The organism is Arthrobacter sp. Y3225209 (genome assembly GCF_059090685.1).
On record NZ_JBNHFW010000002.1, the window covers coordinates 97353 to 113259 of the forward strand.

Here is a 15907-nt window from a genome sequence, read left to right on the forward strand (position 1 = left end):
GGCACGCTAGCGCGGTTCGAACAGGGTCAGCAGCTGCCGGGCCAGGGCGTCCAGTACCAGCTCATGCCGGTCCTGGTGGCCCCGGACATAAAGGAAGTAGAAGTTGCGGTCCAGGCTCATCATGAAGGTGACCAGGTGGGTCTGGCGTTCCTCGCGCTCCTGTTCCGAGGCGCAGGTGGAATACAGCCGCTGCATGGAACCGCTGACCCGGCGCAGCATCCCCAGCCACTCATCCGCCACCGCCGTGTCCGCGGCCATCGCCTGCTCCATGGCGGCGAACTCAATGGAGTAGGTATCCCACAGCTCCCGGATCTCGACCAGCCAGGCGCGCAGGACGGTGAAGTCGTAGCCGGGCAGCGCGTCCAGCCGCCGGTACCCGGCAGCAATTTCATCTTCGATGTCGCGCATTTTCGCCATGACCAGTTCGGGCTTGTTGCGGAAATGCAGGTACAGGTTGGCGCGGCTGCCCCCGGCAGCCGCGGCAATCTGGTTCATGCTGGTGGCCGAAAACCCGTTATCCAGGAACAGGCGCATGGCAGTGTCAATAAAGCGCTGCCGTGTCTCGCTGCGCTGCTGCTCGCGAAGATTCATTGCCGGACCGCCGCGCGGCAGGAGGCGCTGCCCGCGGCGGCGGAAAGCGAAGGGGCGGCAGTGCAGATGTCCATACCCTGACCTTATCCGCAGCCGCGCGCCACCTACGTCCCCGTCCGCCGCTTCACCGCTGCCTCCACGGCCGAGACTGCGGCGTAGAGCAGGATCGAGGCCAGGGTCACCACCACGACGCCGGCCCACACCTGGTCATACCGGGCCCGGGACACGGCGGAGACAATTCCGTAGCCGATGCCCTGCCCGGTGGCCAACCATTCGGCCAGCAGCGCGCCGGTGAGTGCCCCGGGGATGGAGACCCGCAGCGCGGTGAACAGCGCCGGTGCCGCAGAGGGCATGGCCACCTTGCGGAAGGCGTCCAGCCGGCTGCCGCCGTAAACCTGCACCACCTCCAGCATGGCCGGCGAGGCCGAGCGCAGCCCGAAAACGATGGTTACCAGGGCCGGAAAAAACACGACAATCCCGCCCATGGCCGCCACTGCCGCTTCCTGGCGTCCAAAGATCAGGATGATCATCGGGGCCAGGGCCACCAGCGGCACGGACCGCAGCAGCATCGCCACCGGCATCAGGGCATGTTCCACGCCCCTAAAGAGGGTGAAGAGACAGGCCGCGGCGAGCGCGGCCGCCATGCCGGCGGAGAACCCCATGCCGGCGTCGAGCAGGGTCTGCCCCAGCTGTCCCAGCACCAGGTCGCGGTGGGCGGCGGCCTCCGGGTCCCGTACCAGGTAACTCCACACCGCCAGGGGGCCCTTGCCAATGTAGGAGGAGACGTTAAAGACCTGAAGCAGGCCCACCCACAGCACCCCGACGACGGCCAGGGAGAGTGCCAGCCCGAGCAGCGTCCGCGCGGCGGACTGCAGTGCCGCCCCCATCAGAGGCTCCCCGCCCGGACGCCGGATGCCCACGGCGCGGCGATCCGGGACACCAGTCCCAGCAGCGCGTAGGCCGCACCCGCCAGGAGGGCGCAGGCAAACGCCACACCCCACACCCGGGCCACTTCCAGCGTCTGCTGGGCGTTGACCATGGCCGGTCCGAGGCCGCGGTCCACCCCGCCCACGTATTCACCCAGGATCGCGCCCAGCAGTGCCGCCGGGGCCGCGATCTTCAGGGCCGCCAGGACGGCCGGCAGCGCAGCAATCAGCCGCACCTTGACCAGCTGGTGGATCCGCCGTCCCCCGAACACCGTCACAATGTCCAGGCAGGCCCGGTCGGCAGCCTTCAGCCCGGCCAGGGCGCTGACCATGGTGGTGAAGAAAACGGACAGCGCGGCCAGGGCGACGGCGGTGCCGGAGGATTCCCCGGAACGCGGCGGCCCCAGCACAATAAAGATGACCGGACCCACCGCCACTACCGGCAGGCAGTAGGTGATCACCGCCAGCTGGGTGGCAAGGCGTTCCAGGCCCGGCAGCAGCAGCACCACAAACGCCAGGATCAGGGCCAGGGCATTACCCCAGGCATATCCGGCTCCGGCTTCCGCCAGCGTCACGGCGGCATTGCGCCAGTAAAAGCCGGCGCCGTCCGCCCCCATCTGGCTGAGCACCTGCCACGGTGTGGGGATGGCCCCGGGCCCGCCGCCGGGCGGTGCACCGATTCCGCGCAGGAACGTGGCGGCGCCGATCCACCACAGGGCCAGCACCGCCGCCGTGCCCGCTGCACCTACGGCCCAGGGTGGCACCCTGCGCCCGTTCACCGCGCCTCCAGCCCGGCCGGTGCGGCAGCCTGGCGCGGGCTCTCCGGCCCGGCGAACAGCAGTTCGGATGCGTGGTCATGCAGGGCGTGGAACTCGGGGCTGCGCATCATGTCCGGTGTGCGCGGGCGGGGCAGGTCCACGTCAATGACTTCCTTGATCCGGCCGGGCCGCGGGCTCATCACCGCCACGGTGTCGGAAAGAAAGATCGCCTCGGAAATCCCGTGCGTGACCATCAGCGTGGTGGCCGGTTTCTCTGTCCAGATCCGCAGCAGCTCCAGGTTCAGGCGCTGCCGGGTCATGTCATCCAGTGCCCCAAACGGCTCATCCAGCAACAGCACCGAGGGTTTGAGCACCAGTGCCCGCGCAATGGACACACGCTGGCGCATGCCGCCGGACAGCTGCGCCGGACGGGCCTTTTCGAAGCCCTCCAGCCCCACCAGCGCAATGAGCTCGCGAATGTATGCATCATCGGCGGGCAGTCCGGATACCTCCAGCGGCAGCCGGATGTTCGCGTAGACGCTGCGCCAGGGCAGCAGGGCGGAGTCCTGGAAGGCAATGCCCAGTTCGTGGCCGCGGCGCAGGTCCTGCGGGGTTTTCCCGTCCACCAGCACGTCTCCGGTTGTGGGGTTCTCCAACCCGGCCAGGATGCGCAGCACCGTGGACTTACCGCACCCCGAGGGGCCCAGCAGGGACAGGAAGGAGCCGCGGTCAGTACTCAGGTTGGCCGCTTCCAGGGCCACTACCGGGCTGCGGCCGGCAGCGTAGGTTTTGCCGAGGTTCTGCAGGCTGATCCCGCTTCCGGTGCGCGGCATTTATTTCAGCTCCGGGTTTTCCTCGTAGACCTCCGCCAGCAGGCTCATGTCAAAGACCTCTTCGGCTTCCAGGTCATATCCGGCCAGCTTCAGGATGGACAGGTTCTCCTGGATCAGCTCATCGCTGACCGTGAAAAGCCCGTTGGCGTCCGTCTCCGCGGAGACCACGAGTTTGGTGTTCTGTTCCTCCGCCTGGCGGATTTCCTTGGCCATGTCCAGGTTCAGGTCCGAGCCGTAAACCTCCACGGCCAGCCGGGCGGATTCCTCGGGATCCGCCACTGCGTCCTGCCATCCCCGCAGGGTGGCTCGCAGGAAGGCCTTCAGTTCTTCGCGGCGGGTCTCAATGGCCTCATCGGTGGTGACAAAGCTCTCGGCAATAAACGGCAGTCCGTTATCGGCGAACGGCAGCACCGCGGTGGCATGCCCGGCCTGCTCCAGGGTCAGCACCTCATTGGTCAGGTAACCGAAGAAACCGTCCACGTCACCGTTGACCAGCGGCTGCGGATCATATTGGACCGGAACCTTCTCCACGGACCCCGGATCAATGCCGTTGACCTCCAGCAGCGCGTCGAAGATTGTTTCGTTCACGCCGGCCTGTACACCGATCCGCTGGCCGGCCAGCTCCGCGGGCGTGGTGATGGGATTACCGTCCAGGGAAATGATGACGAACGGGTTCTTTTGATAGGTGGTGCCGATGATCTTCAGCGGCGCGTCTTCCTCCGCGATGACCGGTGCAACCCCCATGGGGCTGGAGGTGCCTACCAGTGCGCCGCCGGAGAGGACCATGGTCTCGGTGGAGGTGCCGCCCGGGCCGCCCGCAATCAGGTTGACGTCGGAGAACCCGGCTTCCTTGTAGTAGCCGGAGGCATCCGCAAAATACTCGCCGGCAAACTCCGCGTTTTTGATCCAGGACAGGTTCAGGTCCAGGGTGCCGTAGTCAGCGGTGCCGCCGCCGGTGTCAGCCTCGGTGGATCCTCCGCACGCTGTGACCAGCAGGACCCCGGAAAGAGCCAGGGTTCCCGCGAGGATCCGTGCCGACGTCGAACGTGCCCTGAGGCGGGTGCTAAGGCTCATGGGGACCAGCGCTTTCAATAGAAACGGGTGAATACCCAGAGCCTAAAAAGGCATTGTTTCTATCGGCGGCACCGGTTGTTACGGTGCGGTAAATCCGGGAACCGGACCCGTGGTCCGGCTTGTGGCGCGGCTCAGTTCGTGGGATCGGCCGGGCGGGACGTGCCCGGATCCTCATCGCGCGGGGCGGACGACGGCGCCGGCTTGCCGACGCTGCCTGCTCCCCCGGGGATCTTGGCCGAGCTGCGGTGGATACCCGAACCCTCGCTGAGGTAGTCCGGGTTGGGCTTTTCCGTCATCAGCAGCAGGGAGGAGATCAGCAGGGACGCGATGAAGGCGATTCCCATGGCCGTCAGGCCCAGATCAACCCGGAGTTCCTTCTCGGCTCCGCCGGTGGCGAAGATCATGGTGCAGACACCGGCGACCACCGCCAGCACAGCGGAGAAGATCAGCGGTGCCTTCACGGAGTTCCGCCTCTGCGGGCCGCCGGTTGAGCTCTTCGCCACGTTAGATCCTCCTGCTGGGTTGGGGTTGCGCGGGTCGGTGCAGAATGCACTGCCGCGTCTCTAGTTTACGGCCTTTGCGGGATCCCCCTGGGCGCTGCGGGCATCATGCCGGGCCCCCAGGGCCGAAAGCGCCAGGATCACGGCAATGATGATTGCGGATCCGCCGGTAACCCCGAGCAGGGCGCGGGAGCCCAGGTCCTGGAACACCAGCACCAGCACACCCGCACCAGCGGCCGCTGCGCCGGTGATGAGCCCGTCACGGACCGGCAGGAAGGTCTTCCGGTCCCTGAACCACAGGAACAATTCAATGGCGCCGCCGACTATCAGGGCGGTGGACGCCGCCGCCGGGAAGGCCTGCATGGTTCCGGCCGCAGCCGGAACCACGGTGAGCGCACCTGCCAGCACGTAGAGTACGGCCTCGGCCGACAGGAAGGTTTTGGTGCTGCCGTGGCCGCGGGCCGTGCCGGCCAGGAGCAGGAGCGCGGCACCGGTCAGCAGCAGATAAGCACCGCCGGCATAGGCCAGGACGGAATCATCGGGTTCCTGCCAGAAGATCGTCAGCACGCCGTAGACCGCCGCTACCGCTGAACGCAGCAGCATGGGTACCCATGGTGCTCCGGTGTTGGATGCGCCCACTGCAGAGCCTCCGCTTTCATTTCGCCGTCATGGAGTAGCCGGTTGGCCACCGTCCAGCTTAGTCGCTGGCTGTTCCCGATGCCGCACCGGTAACCATCCAGGCATCCTGCCGTACGCGCCAGGAGAGCGTGGCTGCCCGGGCACACATGTACCCCAGGCCGAAGGCAGCCCACAACCAGGCGATGCCGACGGAACCTGCAAGCTGCGAGGCATGCACCCAGATCAGCAGCGGCAGGTAGACCGCCAGGTTTATCAGTCCGGTCAGCGCCAGGTAGCGGGCGTCCCCCGCCCCGATCAGCACACCGTCCAGGACAAACACCAGCCCGCAGATCGGCTGGGACACGGCCAGGACCCACAGGCCGGCCGTCATGGCCTGCTGCACGCCGGCGTCGCCGGTGAAAAGCACGCCGGCCACCGGGGCGGCAATCGCCAGCAGGCCGCCGGTAATGACGCCGAAGCCCACGCCCCACACCACCATCCGGCGTGTCAGGGCACGGGCCAGCGCGGTGTCCCCGGCCCCCAGTTCCTTGCCGATCATGGCCTGCGCGGCAATGGCCAGGGCATCCAGGGCAAAGGCCAGGAAGGTAAACACGGTCATTACCAGCTGGTGGGCCGCCAGGGATTCCGGGCCCTGCGCCGTGGCAACCAGCACCGTGGCCAGCACGGCTGCCCGCAGGCTGAGGGTGCGCAGCATCAGCCAGGACCCCACGTGCGCGGTGTTGCGGATCCCCGCCGCCGTTGGCCGCAGCGGCACGCCCCGGGCACGGGACATCCGGGCCACTGCCGCAAGGTAGAAAACGGCCATGCCCCACTGGGCGATGCTGGTGCCCAGTGCGGAACCCGCCACCGAGAGGGAGAAGCCGTACACCAGAAGGTAGTTCAGCCCGATGTTTGCGGCGAAGCCCACGGTGGCAACCACCAGCGGTGTCCGGGTGTCCTGCAGTCCGCGGAGCACACCCGTAGCGGCGAGGACCACCAGCATGGCGGTGAGTCCCGGCATGGAAAAGCGCAGGTAGTCCACGGCATACCGGTGCACATCCCCGGTGGCGCCCATAACGGTGCACAGTTGCGGCGCGAAGATGTAGCCGGCCGTGGAGAGCACCGCGCCCAGCCCCAGGGCCAGGGCTATTCCGTCCCGGCCGGCGGCGAGCGCGTCCGAGTGCCGGTTGCCGCCGAGGTAGCGGGCAACGGTACCGGTGGTGGAGTAGGCGAGGAAAACCATAAGTCCGACGGCGGTCTGCAGCACGGTGGAGGCGAGGCCGACGCCGGCCAGCTGGTTCACGCCCAGATGGCCGACAATCGCCGAATCGGCGAGCAGGAAAAGCGGCTCCGCAATCAGCGCGCCCAGCGCCGGCAGGGCCAGGGCCAGGATCCGCCGGCTGAGCCGCCGTGAGGAAAGGTCGGCTGGGGTATTCACAGCATCCAGCCTACGTTTTCACCGGCCCGGCCGCGGCGTTTCCACCGCCGTCGTCGGCGCGCAGGACCAGACCGGCCACCAGTGCCGCCGCCAGCAGCAGCGCACCCACAAACAGCACCAGGGCCGGCCAGCCGTTGTGTTGGAAGCAGTAGCCGCCGGCCCAGCCCAGCACGCTGGAACCCGTGTAATAAAAGAGGTTGTACAGCGAGGATGCCTGGGCGCGGCCCACCGGGGCCAGCAGCGGCGTCCAGCCCGAGGCAATCGCGTGGGCACCGAAAAACCCTGCGGTGAATACCAGCAGACCGGCCACGATGGCCGCCAGATGATCGGCAAGGGTCAGGGCCAGGCCCGCCCCCATGGCGCCCGTGGAGAGCAGCAGCACCAGCTTGCGCCCGCCGCGGCCTGCCAGCCGGGCCGCCAGGGTGCCGGCTGCCCGGGAGGACCAGGTGCCGGCGAGGTAGGCCAGGAACAGGGCGCTTGCCAGGGACTGCGGCAGTCCGAAGGGCGGGCCGCCCAGCCGGAAGCCGAGGTAGTTGTAGACCGCAACAAAGCCGCCCATCAGCAGGAAACCCTGCAGATAGAGGGCCAGCAGGCGGGGGTTGCGGAGATTTGTGCCCAGCCGGGCCGCCAGCTCGCGGCCGGGAGCGGCAGCCCGTTCCGGAACAAACCCGTGCTGGCGTGGCGCGGTCAGCATAAAAACGACGGCGGCGCACGCGGCGAGAATACTTACGGCAGCCACACCGGCCCGCCAGTTGATCAGTTCGGCCACGGGGGCCGCCAGGATCCGGCCGGCAAGGCCGCCGAGGGTAGTGCCGGAGACGTAGGTACCCGCGGCCACCGCAGCGTGGAGGCGGCTCACCTCTTCGCTGAGGTAGGCCAGGGCCACGGCGGGAATGCCGCCCAGGGCGGCGCCCTCAAGGAAGCGCAGCACCAGCAGGACCGGAAGGGTGGGGCTTAGCGGCACCGCCAGTCCCAGCACCACCGCAGCCAGGATCGCCACCCGCATTACCGGCAGCCGGCCGAAACGGTCCGCCGCTGCGGACCACGGAATCACCGTCACCGCGAGGCCGAGCGTGGCGGCGGAAACGGTGAGGGCGGCCGACGACGCCGAAATTCCCATCCCGGCCGCAAGCTCCGGCAGGACGCCCTGCAGGGAATACAGCTGGGCGAAGGTGGCCACGCCGGCCGCGGCCAGGCCCACCAGCACCCCCCGGTAGCCGCGGGTCCCTTTGGCGTGCCCGGTGAAACCGGCGGGCCCGGCCGGCACGCTCATGGCCGGTCCCGGTGGGGTGCGCCGGGGCCCGGCCTACCTTCATTTCCCTGGCCGGCGGGAGCGGTTCCCTCCAGCATCCCGGTGAGTTCCGCGCTGAGGTTTCGGCGTGCCTGCTCTTGCCAAAGCTTTCGGCCGGAGGCCGTGCGGAACAACGGATCCGCGGCCATGAACTGCCGTATCACCCGCTCACGGCCCGCGGCGAATTCCTGATCCGAGAGGTGGGCATACTCGGCGCGGACCTCCGTTACGTAGGCGCGGTACCGGTCCGGCTGACGGGCCAGCACCGAGAGGTCGGCGTCGGCCAGGAGCTCGCCGTGCCGGTCCCCGGGCCGGGGATCATGCCCCGCCGTGAGGCGGACCAGGCGGGCACATTCGGCGGTATCTGCCGCGGTCACGCCCGCAGCAGGCAGCAGGGCCTCAGCGAGCCGGGCAGAGGCTTCCTCATCCTTACCCGGAGCCCCGGAATAGACGGCGTCATGGAACCAGGCGGCAAGGGCCACCGGGACCGGAACCCCGGAACCGGCAAGCAGGTCCAGGGCCTCCAGCACCTGCAGGAGGTGGCGGCGGTCATGGTAGCGGCGGTGCGGTTCATTCCAGTGCTCCAGCAGGCGCTCCCCCAGGTCCGGGGCGCCGGGCAGCAGCCGGTTCCAGCGGTGCATCAGGGGCCGGGCGAGCGCTGAGGGCCGGTCCCGTGCCGGAATCCGGAGTCCGCTGGCAATCAGGATGCGCACCAGGTTCCCGCCGGTGACGGGCACCGCGCCGCGCCGGACCAACGCGTCGTAGCGCTGCTGCGGGACGTCGTAATGGTCGCCGTCGAACGCACGCGGCGAGATACCGGCGGCCCGGGCAAATGCGTGCAGCTCGCCCAGCCCGGCATCGGAAATGAGGTGGGAGAAAAGGGTGTTGTGTGCCGGCCACATCGGCGGATCGATGTAGATCATGGGTCCATGGCGTTCAGTGGCAACAACTGCATCGTTTATGTGTATCGCACGCGCGGCCCCCATTTCCATGTGGGAGCTGGACGGGGTGCCCCGGCATACCGGGCAGGACGCCGGTCCGGGTACGGGAAACTTCAGGAACCCCCTTGTTCTGCCTGTGCCGCAATGCTGCAATAACGGCATGGATGAGGTCACAGCCGGTCACCCCGTGCCCGCAGTGGTTGCCATAGGAACCCGGAAGGGCCTCTGGCTTGCCACCAGCAGCGACCGCCGGAACTGGACGCTGAGCGGGCCGGAATTCGCGATGGCCGAGGTTCCCTCCCTGGCCTTCGATACCCGCACGGACACTCCGCGGCTGCTGGCCGGGGTGCGGTCGGAGTGGTGGGGCACCAACGTTGCCGTCTCGGATGATCTCGGCAAGACCTGGCAGGAACCCGAGGCCCCGGCCATCGCCTTCCCCGCGGACACCGGGGCCACACTGGAGCGGATCTGGCAGCTAAGGCCGGACACCGAAGACCGCCCCGGGGTGGTCTGGGCCGGCTGCGAGCCCATTTCCGTGTTTCGTTCCGCGGACGGCGGGAAGCACTTCGAGCTGGTCCGCGGACTGTGGGACCATCCGCACCGGACCCGGTGGGGTGCAGGGTACGGCGGTCCGGCGGCGCACACCGTACTGCCGAGCCCCGCGGATGATTCCGTCCATGTGGCCATCAGCAGCGGCGGCGTATACCGCTCCGATGACCGCGGCGAGAGCTGGGATGCCTTCAACACCGGGATCATTGCCGATTTCATGCCGGAGCATTACCCCGAATTCGGACAGTGTGTGCACAAGGTGGCCCGTGATGCCGGCAATCCGCAGCGGCTCTATGCGCAGAACCACGGCGGGGTCTACCGCAGCGACGACGCCGGCGGGCAGTGGGTGTCCATTGCGGACGGGCTGCCTGCGGATTTCGGTTTTGTGATGCTCGCCCACCCCACCCGTCCGGACACCATCTGGACCATCCCGCTGGGTTCCGCCGGTGAGCGCAATCCTCCGCAGGGGCGTCCGGCGGTGTACCGCAGCACCGACGCCGGCAGCAGCTGGGAGCGGCACGACGCCGGCCTTCCCGCCTATGACTTTAACGCGGTGCTGCGCGATGCCGCGGATGTGGACCGGGCAGATCCGGCGGGCATCTACTTCGGCACGCGCGGCGGCGAGGTGTACGCCAGCTCCGATGAAGGGGAAAGCTTCAGCCTGCTCACCGCCAACCTTCCGGATGTGCTCTGTGTCCGGGCGCTTGCCCTCTGACGCGCAGGGCGCCGCCTCCGCCGTCGAGCTTCTGCTGCCGGCGGCGCTGGCTGAGGCTGCCGGCGGCAGCCGCAGCCTGGTGTTCCGTCCCGGCTCCCCGGGCCATTCTGCCGGGACCGCTGGCGGTGCGGGCGCTGGCGGTGTGGGTGCTGGCGGTGACCGGGCCCCGACCATCGGCGTGCTTTTGGAACTGCTGCGGGACCGGCATCCCGGGGTGTACCGGCGCATTGTGGACGACGCGGGAGACATCCGCCGGCACGTGAACCTGTATGTGGACGGTGATGACATCCGGGACCTGGCCGGTTCCTCAACTGTGCTGGGCCCCGGTGCCGTGGTGCTGGTGCTGCAGTCGATTGCCGGCGGCTAACCGCGGTTAAACGCGTGCGGGCGCCCCGCTTGGTAGCGGGGCGCCCGATGCGTCGGCAGCCGGCCGTCGTCGGTCCGGTGCCGAAGCTGTGTACTCCGGTGGTTAGGCCGGCAGCTGCAGGGTCTGACCGGTGAAGATCAGGTCCTGGTGAATCACGGTGTCGGCGTTGGCGTTGTACAGCGCCTGCCAGCCGCCCTCAATGCCCAGCTTCTCGGCAATGGTGGACAGCGTGTCGCCGGCCTGGATGACGTAGGTCTCGCCGGACAGGGCCGGGGCAGGAGCCTGCACCGGTGCAACAGCCTGGACCTCAACGTTGGTCGGGGCCGGCAGCTGCTCCGGAAGGGCCTGCGGCTCAACATAGGTCGGTGCCGGAGCGGCTTCAACCGGAGCGGTTTCAACCGGGGCGTAGGTCTGTGCCGGCGCCTGGGTTTCCACCGGGGTGGTCGCGGGGGCCGGGGTGGCGGCCTGCGGGTTGGCAGTGGCACCGGTCAGGCCCAGCTTGGCAGTGCAGGCAGGCCATGCGGCGGGACCCTGTTCGGCCAGGACCCGCTCAGCTACGGCAATCTGCTGCTCGCGGCTGGCGTTGGCCGGGTCACCGGTTCCGCCGAAGGCGGCCCAGGTGCTGGGGGTGAACTGCAGGCCGCCGGAGAAACCGTTACCGGTGTTGGTAGCCCAGTTTCCACCGCTTTCGCACTGTGCAAGCGCGTCCCAGTCCATTGAGCTGGCGTTGGCTGGTGCCGCAAGGCCTGCGAGGCCGGCAGCGCCGACACCGGTGAGGGCAGCGGTGGCCAGTCCACGACGTACGATACGACGGATCTTCTGGTTCTTCATCGGTTCTTGTGCTCCCAAGGGTTCCACCTGCGCTCAACCCGTCCCCGGGCTTCCGCGCGCCGTCGCCTACCCCGACTGATAGAGGTCTTTTTCGGTACCACGCAGCGGCGACGTACAGTGGACGCGTGGTACTTAGTGCGATTCATGCATCGGCCGCACCAGCTTTGGGTGCCGACCGCGCCGGCCTTCGAAACGGCCGGCAGTCCAGCCCTCGATCCGGGCTCATAAACAACCTAAAGCAGTCATTTGTCGAGATCAAATCGCTACCTAATCGAAACCTAATCGTTACCGGCCGGGATCCGCGCCAATAAGCCGATCGAGGCGGGTCTTGTAGGGTTCATCACAATCAGTTACGGGTAACGCTGGACACACGTCGATTTGCGTTCTATTTTGCTTTCTGCGTCGACGCTCACAGCCGGATTCGGCGGCCCTTAACGATCGGCGGCGGGCCCCCTCCCGGGAACCCGCCACCTGTTTTATGCATGGTTCATTTCAAGGCATTGGAGGCCTTGCGCTTGTTGAAGACGTCGAAACCGACCGCAAGCAGCAGGACCAGGCCCTTGATGAACTGCTGATAGTCGATCCCCACGCCCATCAGGGACATTCCGTTGTTCAGGACACCCATGATCAGGCCTCCGGTGATCGCGCCAACAATGGTCCCCACTCCGCCGGTGACAGCGGCGCCGCCGATAAATGCCGCGGCAATCGCGTCAAGCTCGAAGAGGTTTCCGGCACCCGGGCCCGCCGAGTTCAGGCGTCCGGTGAAGATCAGTCCGGCCAGTGCGGCCAGCACGCCCATATTCACGAAGAGCAGAAAGTCCACCCGTTTGGTGTTGACGCCCGAAAGCTGGGCCGCCTGCAGGTTCCCGCCGCGCGCATAGACATGGCGGCCAAAGACCGAGCGGTTCATCACGGCACTGTAGGCCACCACCAGCACACCCAGGACAACGAGCACTATGGGCGTTCCGCCCCTGGAGCTGGCAAGCAGGTAGGTCAGTCCAAGGACAACGACGACGCTGAACAGCAGGCGGGTGAAGAACCATGCCTTCGGTTCGTCATCCAGGTTCAGCTTCATCCGGGCAGCCCGTCCGCGGAGCTGGCTGAGGACCAGCAGGATAGTGGCCAGCAGGCCGAGTCCCACGGTGGTCCAGTCCAGCAGGTTGGTTTCCGCCGGGAACAGCCCGGGAAACAGGGACCCTCCGCCAAGCTGGCGGTATTCCTCCGGGAAACCGGTGATCCGCTGGTTCCCCAGGATGATCTGGGTGAGGCCGCGGAAAACGAGCATGCCGGCCAGTGTGACGATGAAGGCGGGGATCCCTACGTACGCCACCCAGAATCCCTGCCAGGCGCCGACCAGCGCACCCACCACCAGGGAGGCCACCAGCGCAGCCCACCATGGCATTCCCCAGTCGCGGATCATGATGCCGGACATGGCACCCACAAAGGCCGCGACGGATCCCACGGACAGGTCAATGTGGCCGGCCACGATGATCATGACCATACCGATGGCCAGCAGCAGGATGTAGCTGTTCTGCACAATGATGTTGGCCACGTTGTCCGGCTGCAGCAGTGCCCCGCCGGTCAGGACCTGGAACAGGGTGACGATCACCAGCAGGGCCAGGAAGATGCCGATCTGCCGCAGCCGGCCGGCCAGGAACCGTCCGGCGTCGGCCAGCGGGGACGGTTTGGGGGTCCTGGTGCCGAGTGCCGGATCCTCACCGGCGAGAGTGGTAGCCATGGCTATTCCTTTTCCTGTGTCATGTGCTGCATAAGTCGTTCGGGGGTTGCCTCGGCAATCGGAACCTCGGCGGTGATGCGGCCCTGGGCAAGGGTGTAAATGCGGTCACAGATGCCAAGGAGCTCCGGAAGTTCGGAGGAAATGACAATCACCGCCTTACCCTGTGCCGCGAGCCGGTTGATGATCGTGTAGATCTCGTATTTGGCTCCGACATCGATCCCCCGGGTGGGCTCGTCAAGGATGAGGACATCCGGATCCGCGAACATCCATTTGGAGAGGACCACTTTCTGCTGGTTGCCGCCGGACAGCTTGCCCGCAACCGCACTGACGGACGGGGCCTTGATGTTCATGCTGCGCTGGTAGTCCTGCGCCACCACGGTTTCCCGGCCGCCGTCCACCCACCCCCGGGTGGCGAGCTTGGTCAGGGCGGAGGCTGAGACGTTCCGCTTGATGTCCTCGATCAGGTTCAGGCCGTACCGCTTCCGGTCTTCGGTGGCATAGGCGATGCCGTGCCGGATCGCCTCCTGTACGGTGCGCGCGGTGATTTCCCGTCCGTTCTTGTACAGCGTGCCGCTGATGCCGGTGCCGTAACTGCGTCCGAAAATGCTCATGGCCAGTTCGGTACGCCCGGCGCCCATCAGCCCGGCGATGCCGACAATCTCCCCGGCGCGCACGGACAGGTGCGCCCTGTCGATCACGACACGGGCGTGTTCCGCGGGGTGGTGCACGGTCCAGTCCTCCACCCGCAGCACCTCCTCGCCAATCTCGGGGGTGCGGTCCGGGTAACGGCTGGTCAGTTCCCGTCCCACCATGCCCTTGATGATGCGTTCCTCGGTGACGGACCCGTCATCGAGGCTGAGCGTCTCGATGGTCTGCCCGTCCCGCAGGATGGTGACCGAGTCGGCAATGGCCCGGATTTCGTTGAGTTTGTGGCTGATGATGATGCAGGTGATGCCGTCCTCGCGCAGGCCGCGGACCAGGCCCAGCAGGTGGGCGGAGTCCTCATCATTCAGCGCAGCCGTGGGCTCATCCAGGATCAGCAGCTTCACGTCCTTGGACAGCGCCTTGGCAATCTCCACCAGCTGCTGCTTTCCGACGCCGATGTCCCCGGCCCGGGTAACCGGGTTCAGGTCGAGTCCGACCCGGCGCATCAGTTCTGCCGCGCGGACATTGGTTTCGTTCCAGTTAATGAAGCCGCGGGCCGAGCGTTCATTGCCCAGGAAGATGTTTTCGGCCACGGAGAGGTACGGCGAAAGCGCCAGTTCCTGGTGGATGATGACGACGCCGCTGCGTTCGCTGTCCTTGATGTCCCGGAAGGCAACGGGCCGGCCGTCCAGCAGGATCTCGCCGTCGTAGCTGCCGTGCGGGTAGACACCGGACAGCACTTTCATCAGGGTGGACTTGCCTGCCCCGTTCTCGCCGCAGATGGCATGGACCTCTCCGCGGGCCACGGCAAGGGTGACGTCCTGCAACGCCTTGACGCCGGGGAATGCCTTGCCGATCCCGGTCATTTGGAGAATGTAGTCACTCACGCGGACCTCCCTGTCCTGGACTCTCGATGGTGGTACAGGTGGCGGCCGGTACCGGGCCGCCACCTGCCGGGTGTCACTTAAGGTCGGAGGCCTCGTAGTAACCGCTGTCCACCAGGACTTCCTCATAGTTGTCGACGGTGACGATCTGGCTTTCGAGCAGGTACGCCGGCACTACCTTCGCGCCGTTGTCGTAGGTCTCCTCGTCATTGGTTTCCGGTTCCTCGTCCTTCATCAGGGCATCAACCATCAGCACGGCGCGTTTGCCGAGCTCGCGGACGTCCTTGAAGATCGTGGAGTACTGCTCGTCGCTCATGATCGACTGCACCGAGCCCACTTCCGCGTCCTGGCCGGTGATCACGGGCAGGTTCTCCCCGGAGTAGCCGCCGGAGCGCAGGGCGGAGATGATGCCGATGGACAGCCCGTCATACGGGGAGAGCACGCCGTCGATCTGTGCACCGCCGCCCACGGTCAGCAGGTCCTCCATCCGGTCCTGGGCGGTATCCGGCAGCCAGCGCAGGATCGCAGCCTGCTCGAAGGCGGTCTGCCCGCTGGGGACCTTCAGGGTTCCGTCATCAAGGTAGGGCTGCAGGGTGTCCATGGCGCCGTCCCAGAAGAACGTGGCGTTGTTGTCATCCGGGCTGCCCGCGAACAGTTCGACGTTGAACGGACCCTTTTCCCCGGTCGGCTGCCCGGCGTCGTCCAGGACGCCCAGACCGGTGAGCAGTGAGGTGCCCTGCTGCACCCCCACCTCGTAGTTGTCGAAGGTGGTGTAGTAGTCCACGGTGTCGGACTCGTTGATCAGCCGGTCATAGGCGATCACCGGGATGTCCTGGGCTTCGGCGGTATCCAGCACACCGGTCAGCGTGGTGCCGTCAATGGAGGCAATGACCAGGGCCTCGGCGCCGCCGTTGATCATGTTCTCGATCTGGGAGACCTGGGTGGGGATGTCATCGTTGGCGTACTGCAGGTCCACCTCGTAGCCAAGTTCCTCAAGCTGGGACTTGACGTTCTCACCGTCGGCGATCCAGCGTTCGGACTGCTGCGTGGGCATGGCGACGCCGATCTTGGCGCCCTCGTTGGAGTCCCCGCCGGCGTCCCCGCCGCCGCGGTTGCCGGCGCAGGCGCTCATGCTGAGGGCCAGGCTCAGCGAGACTCCGCCGATAAGTACCCGCTTCAGTGTGGGTTTGCGTGTCATGGTCATGCCT

The 15907-nt window shown here is 67.1% G+C and carries 16 protein-coding genes; 2 read left to right on the forward strand and 14 right to left on the reverse strand.

Annotated elements, in window-relative coordinates; genetic code table 11:
- Positions 1–6: 6 nt before the first annotated feature.
- The 10 genes from AC5RVB_RS01935 to AC5RVB_RS01980 form a co-directional block, all read right to left on the reverse strand.
- Positions 7–591, reverse strand: a complete 585-nt coding sequence (locus AC5RVB_RS01935; protein ID WP_244802801.1) for a TetR family transcriptional regulator — start codon at positions 589–591, stop codon at positions 7–9.
- A gap of 104 nt (positions 592–695) precedes the next feature.
- Positions 696–1478, reverse strand: a complete 783-nt coding sequence (locus AC5RVB_RS01940; RefSeq protein ID WP_494141817.1) for an ABC transporter permease — start codon at positions 1476–1478, stop codon at positions 696–698.
- Positions 1478–2281, reverse strand: coding sequence for an ABC transporter permease (locus tag AC5RVB_RS01945; RefSeq protein ID WP_494141818.1), 804 nt, complete (start codon positions 2279–2281; stop codon positions 1478–1480). Before AC5RVB_RS01945 ends, AC5RVB_RS01940 begins: the two co-directional genes overlap by 1 nt.
- Before the next feature lie 11 nt (positions 2282–2292).
- The gene (locus AC5RVB_RS01950) at positions 2293–3108 is read right to left on the reverse strand and encodes an ABC transporter ATP-binding protein (protein WP_227903062.1); all 816 of its coding nucleotides are present in this window, start codon (positions 3106–3108) and stop codon (positions 2293–2295) included.
- Positions 3109–4182, reverse strand: coding sequence for an ABC transporter substrate-binding protein (locus AC5RVB_RS01955; RefSeq protein WP_494141819.1), 1074 nt, complete (start codon positions 4180–4182; stop codon positions 3109–3111).
- A gap of 131 nt (positions 4183–4313) precedes the next feature.
- Positions 4314–4685 (reverse strand): hypothetical protein, encoded by a 372-nt coding sequence (locus tag AC5RVB_RS01960; RefSeq protein ID WP_227903064.1) that lies wholly within the window; start codon positions 4683–4685, stop codon positions 4314–4316.
- A 60-nt stretch (positions 4686–4745) separates the two neighbouring features.
- Positions 4746–5321, reverse strand: coding sequence for a DUF308 domain-containing protein (locus AC5RVB_RS01965; protein WP_494141820.1), 576 nt, complete (start codon positions 5319–5321; stop codon positions 4746–4748).
- Positions 5322–5379: 58 nt separating this feature from the next.
- Positions 5380–6747: an MATE family efflux transporter gene (locus tag AC5RVB_RS01970; RefSeq protein ID WP_494141897.1), complete on the reverse strand. Its 1368-nt coding sequence runs from the start codon at positions 6745–6747 to the stop codon at positions 5380–5382.
- 1 nt (position 6748) lies between these two features.
- Entirely contained in the window at positions 6749–8011 is a 1263-nt protein-coding gene (locus AC5RVB_RS01975; protein WP_227903067.1) for an MFS transporter, read from the reverse strand.
- Positions 8008–8952 carry a DUF4031 domain-containing protein gene (locus AC5RVB_RS01980; RefSeq protein WP_494141821.1) on the reverse strand — a complete coding sequence of 315 codons (945 nt, stop codon included), beginning with the start codon at positions 8950–8952 and terminating at the stop codon, positions 8008–8010. Before AC5RVB_RS01980 ends, AC5RVB_RS01975 begins: the two co-directional genes overlap by 4 nt.
- Positions 8953–9130: 178 nt before the next feature.
- Between AC5RVB_RS01980 and AC5RVB_RS01985 the strand changes: the two genes are divergently transcribed.
- Both AC5RVB_RS01985 and AC5RVB_RS01990 read left to right on the forward strand, forming a co-directional pair.
- Positions 9131–10234, forward strand: a complete 1104-nt coding sequence (locus tag AC5RVB_RS01985; protein ID WP_494141822.1) for a WD40/YVTN/BNR-like repeat-containing protein — start codon at positions 9131–9133, stop codon at positions 10232–10234.
- Positions 10224–10601 carry a MoaD/ThiS family protein gene (locus AC5RVB_RS01990; RefSeq protein ID WP_227903070.1) on the forward strand — a complete coding sequence of 126 codons (378 nt, stop codon included), beginning with the start codon at positions 10224–10226 and terminating at the stop codon, positions 10599–10601. The genes AC5RVB_RS01985 and AC5RVB_RS01990 overlap by 11 nt, the downstream gene beginning before the upstream one ends.
- Before the next feature lie 102 nt (positions 10602–10703).
- On the opposite strand, the gene AC5RVB_RS01995 is transcribed toward AC5RVB_RS01990, so the two are convergent.
- The 4 genes from AC5RVB_RS01995 to chvE all read right to left on the reverse strand — a co-directional run bounded on the left by AC5RVB_RS01995 (position 10704) and on the right by chvE (position 15897).
- Complete coding sequence (locus AC5RVB_RS01995; protein ID WP_494141823.1) at positions 10704–11432, reverse strand: transglycosylase family protein; 729 nt, start codon at positions 11430–11432, stop codon at positions 10704–10706.
- Between the two features lie 487 nt (positions 11433–11919).
- A complete protein-coding gene (mmsB, locus tag AC5RVB_RS02000) occupies positions 11920–13170 on the reverse strand; it encodes a multiple monosaccharide ABC transporter permease (RefSeq protein WP_494141824.1) in 1251 nt (416 codons plus the stop codon).
- Between the two features lie 2 nt (positions 13171–13172).
- Positions 13173–14681 (reverse strand): multiple monosaccharide ABC transporter ATP-binding protein, encoded by a 1509-nt coding sequence (mmsA, locus tag AC5RVB_RS02005; RefSeq protein WP_231715999.1) that lies wholly within the window; start codon positions 14679–14681, stop codon positions 13173–13175.
- Between the two features lie 94 nt (positions 14682–14775).
- A complete protein-coding gene (gene chvE / locus AC5RVB_RS02010; protein WP_227903074.1) occupies positions 14776–15897 on the reverse strand; it encodes a multiple monosaccharide ABC transporter substrate-binding protein in 1122 nt (373 codons plus the stop codon).
- Positions 15898–15907 lie beyond the last annotated feature (10 nt).

Coding starts and splice junctions, on each gene's coding strand:
- AC5RVB_RS01935 (WP_244802801.1), bottom strand. CDS start 591: ATGAATCTTCGCGAGCAGCAGCGCAGCGAGACACGGCAGCGCTTTATT.
- AC5RVB_RS01940 (WP_494141817.1), bottom strand. CDS start 1,478: ATGGGGGCGGCACTGCAGTCCGCCGCGCGGACGCTGCTCGGGCTGGCA.
- AC5RVB_RS01950 (WP_227903062.1), bottom strand. CDS start 3,108: ATGCCGCGCACCGGAAGCGGGATCAGCCTGCAGAACCTCGGCAAAACC.
- AC5RVB_RS01955 (WP_494141819.1), bottom strand. CDS start 4,182: ATGAGCCTTAGCACCCGCCTCAGGGCACGTTCGACGTCGGCACGGATC.
- AC5RVB_RS01975 (WP_227903067.1), bottom strand. CDS start 8,011: ATGAGCGTGCCGGCCGGGCCCGCCGGTTTCACCGGGCACGCCAAAGGG.
- AC5RVB_RS01980 (WP_494141821.1), bottom strand. CDS start 8,952: ATGATCTACATCGATCCGCCGATGTGGCCGGCACACAACACCCTTTTC.
- AC5RVB_RS01985 (WP_494141822.1), top strand. CDS start 9,131: ATGGATGAGGTCACAGCCGGTCACCCCGTGCCCGCAGTGGTTGCCATA.
- AC5RVB_RS01995 (WP_494141823.1), bottom strand. CDS start 11,432: ATGAAGAACCAGAAGATCCGTCGTATCGTACGTCGTGGACTGGCCACC.
- mmsB (WP_494141824.1), bottom strand. CDS start 13,170: ATGGCTACCACTCTCGCCGGTGAGGATCCGGCACTCGGCACCAGGACC.
- mmsA (WP_231715999.1), bottom strand. CDS start 14,681: ATGACCGGGATCGGCAAGGCATTCCCCGGCGTCAAGGCGTTGCAGGAC.
- chvE (WP_227903074.1), bottom strand. CDS start 15,897: ATGACACGCAAACCCACACTGAAGCGGGTACTTATCGGCGGAGTCTCG.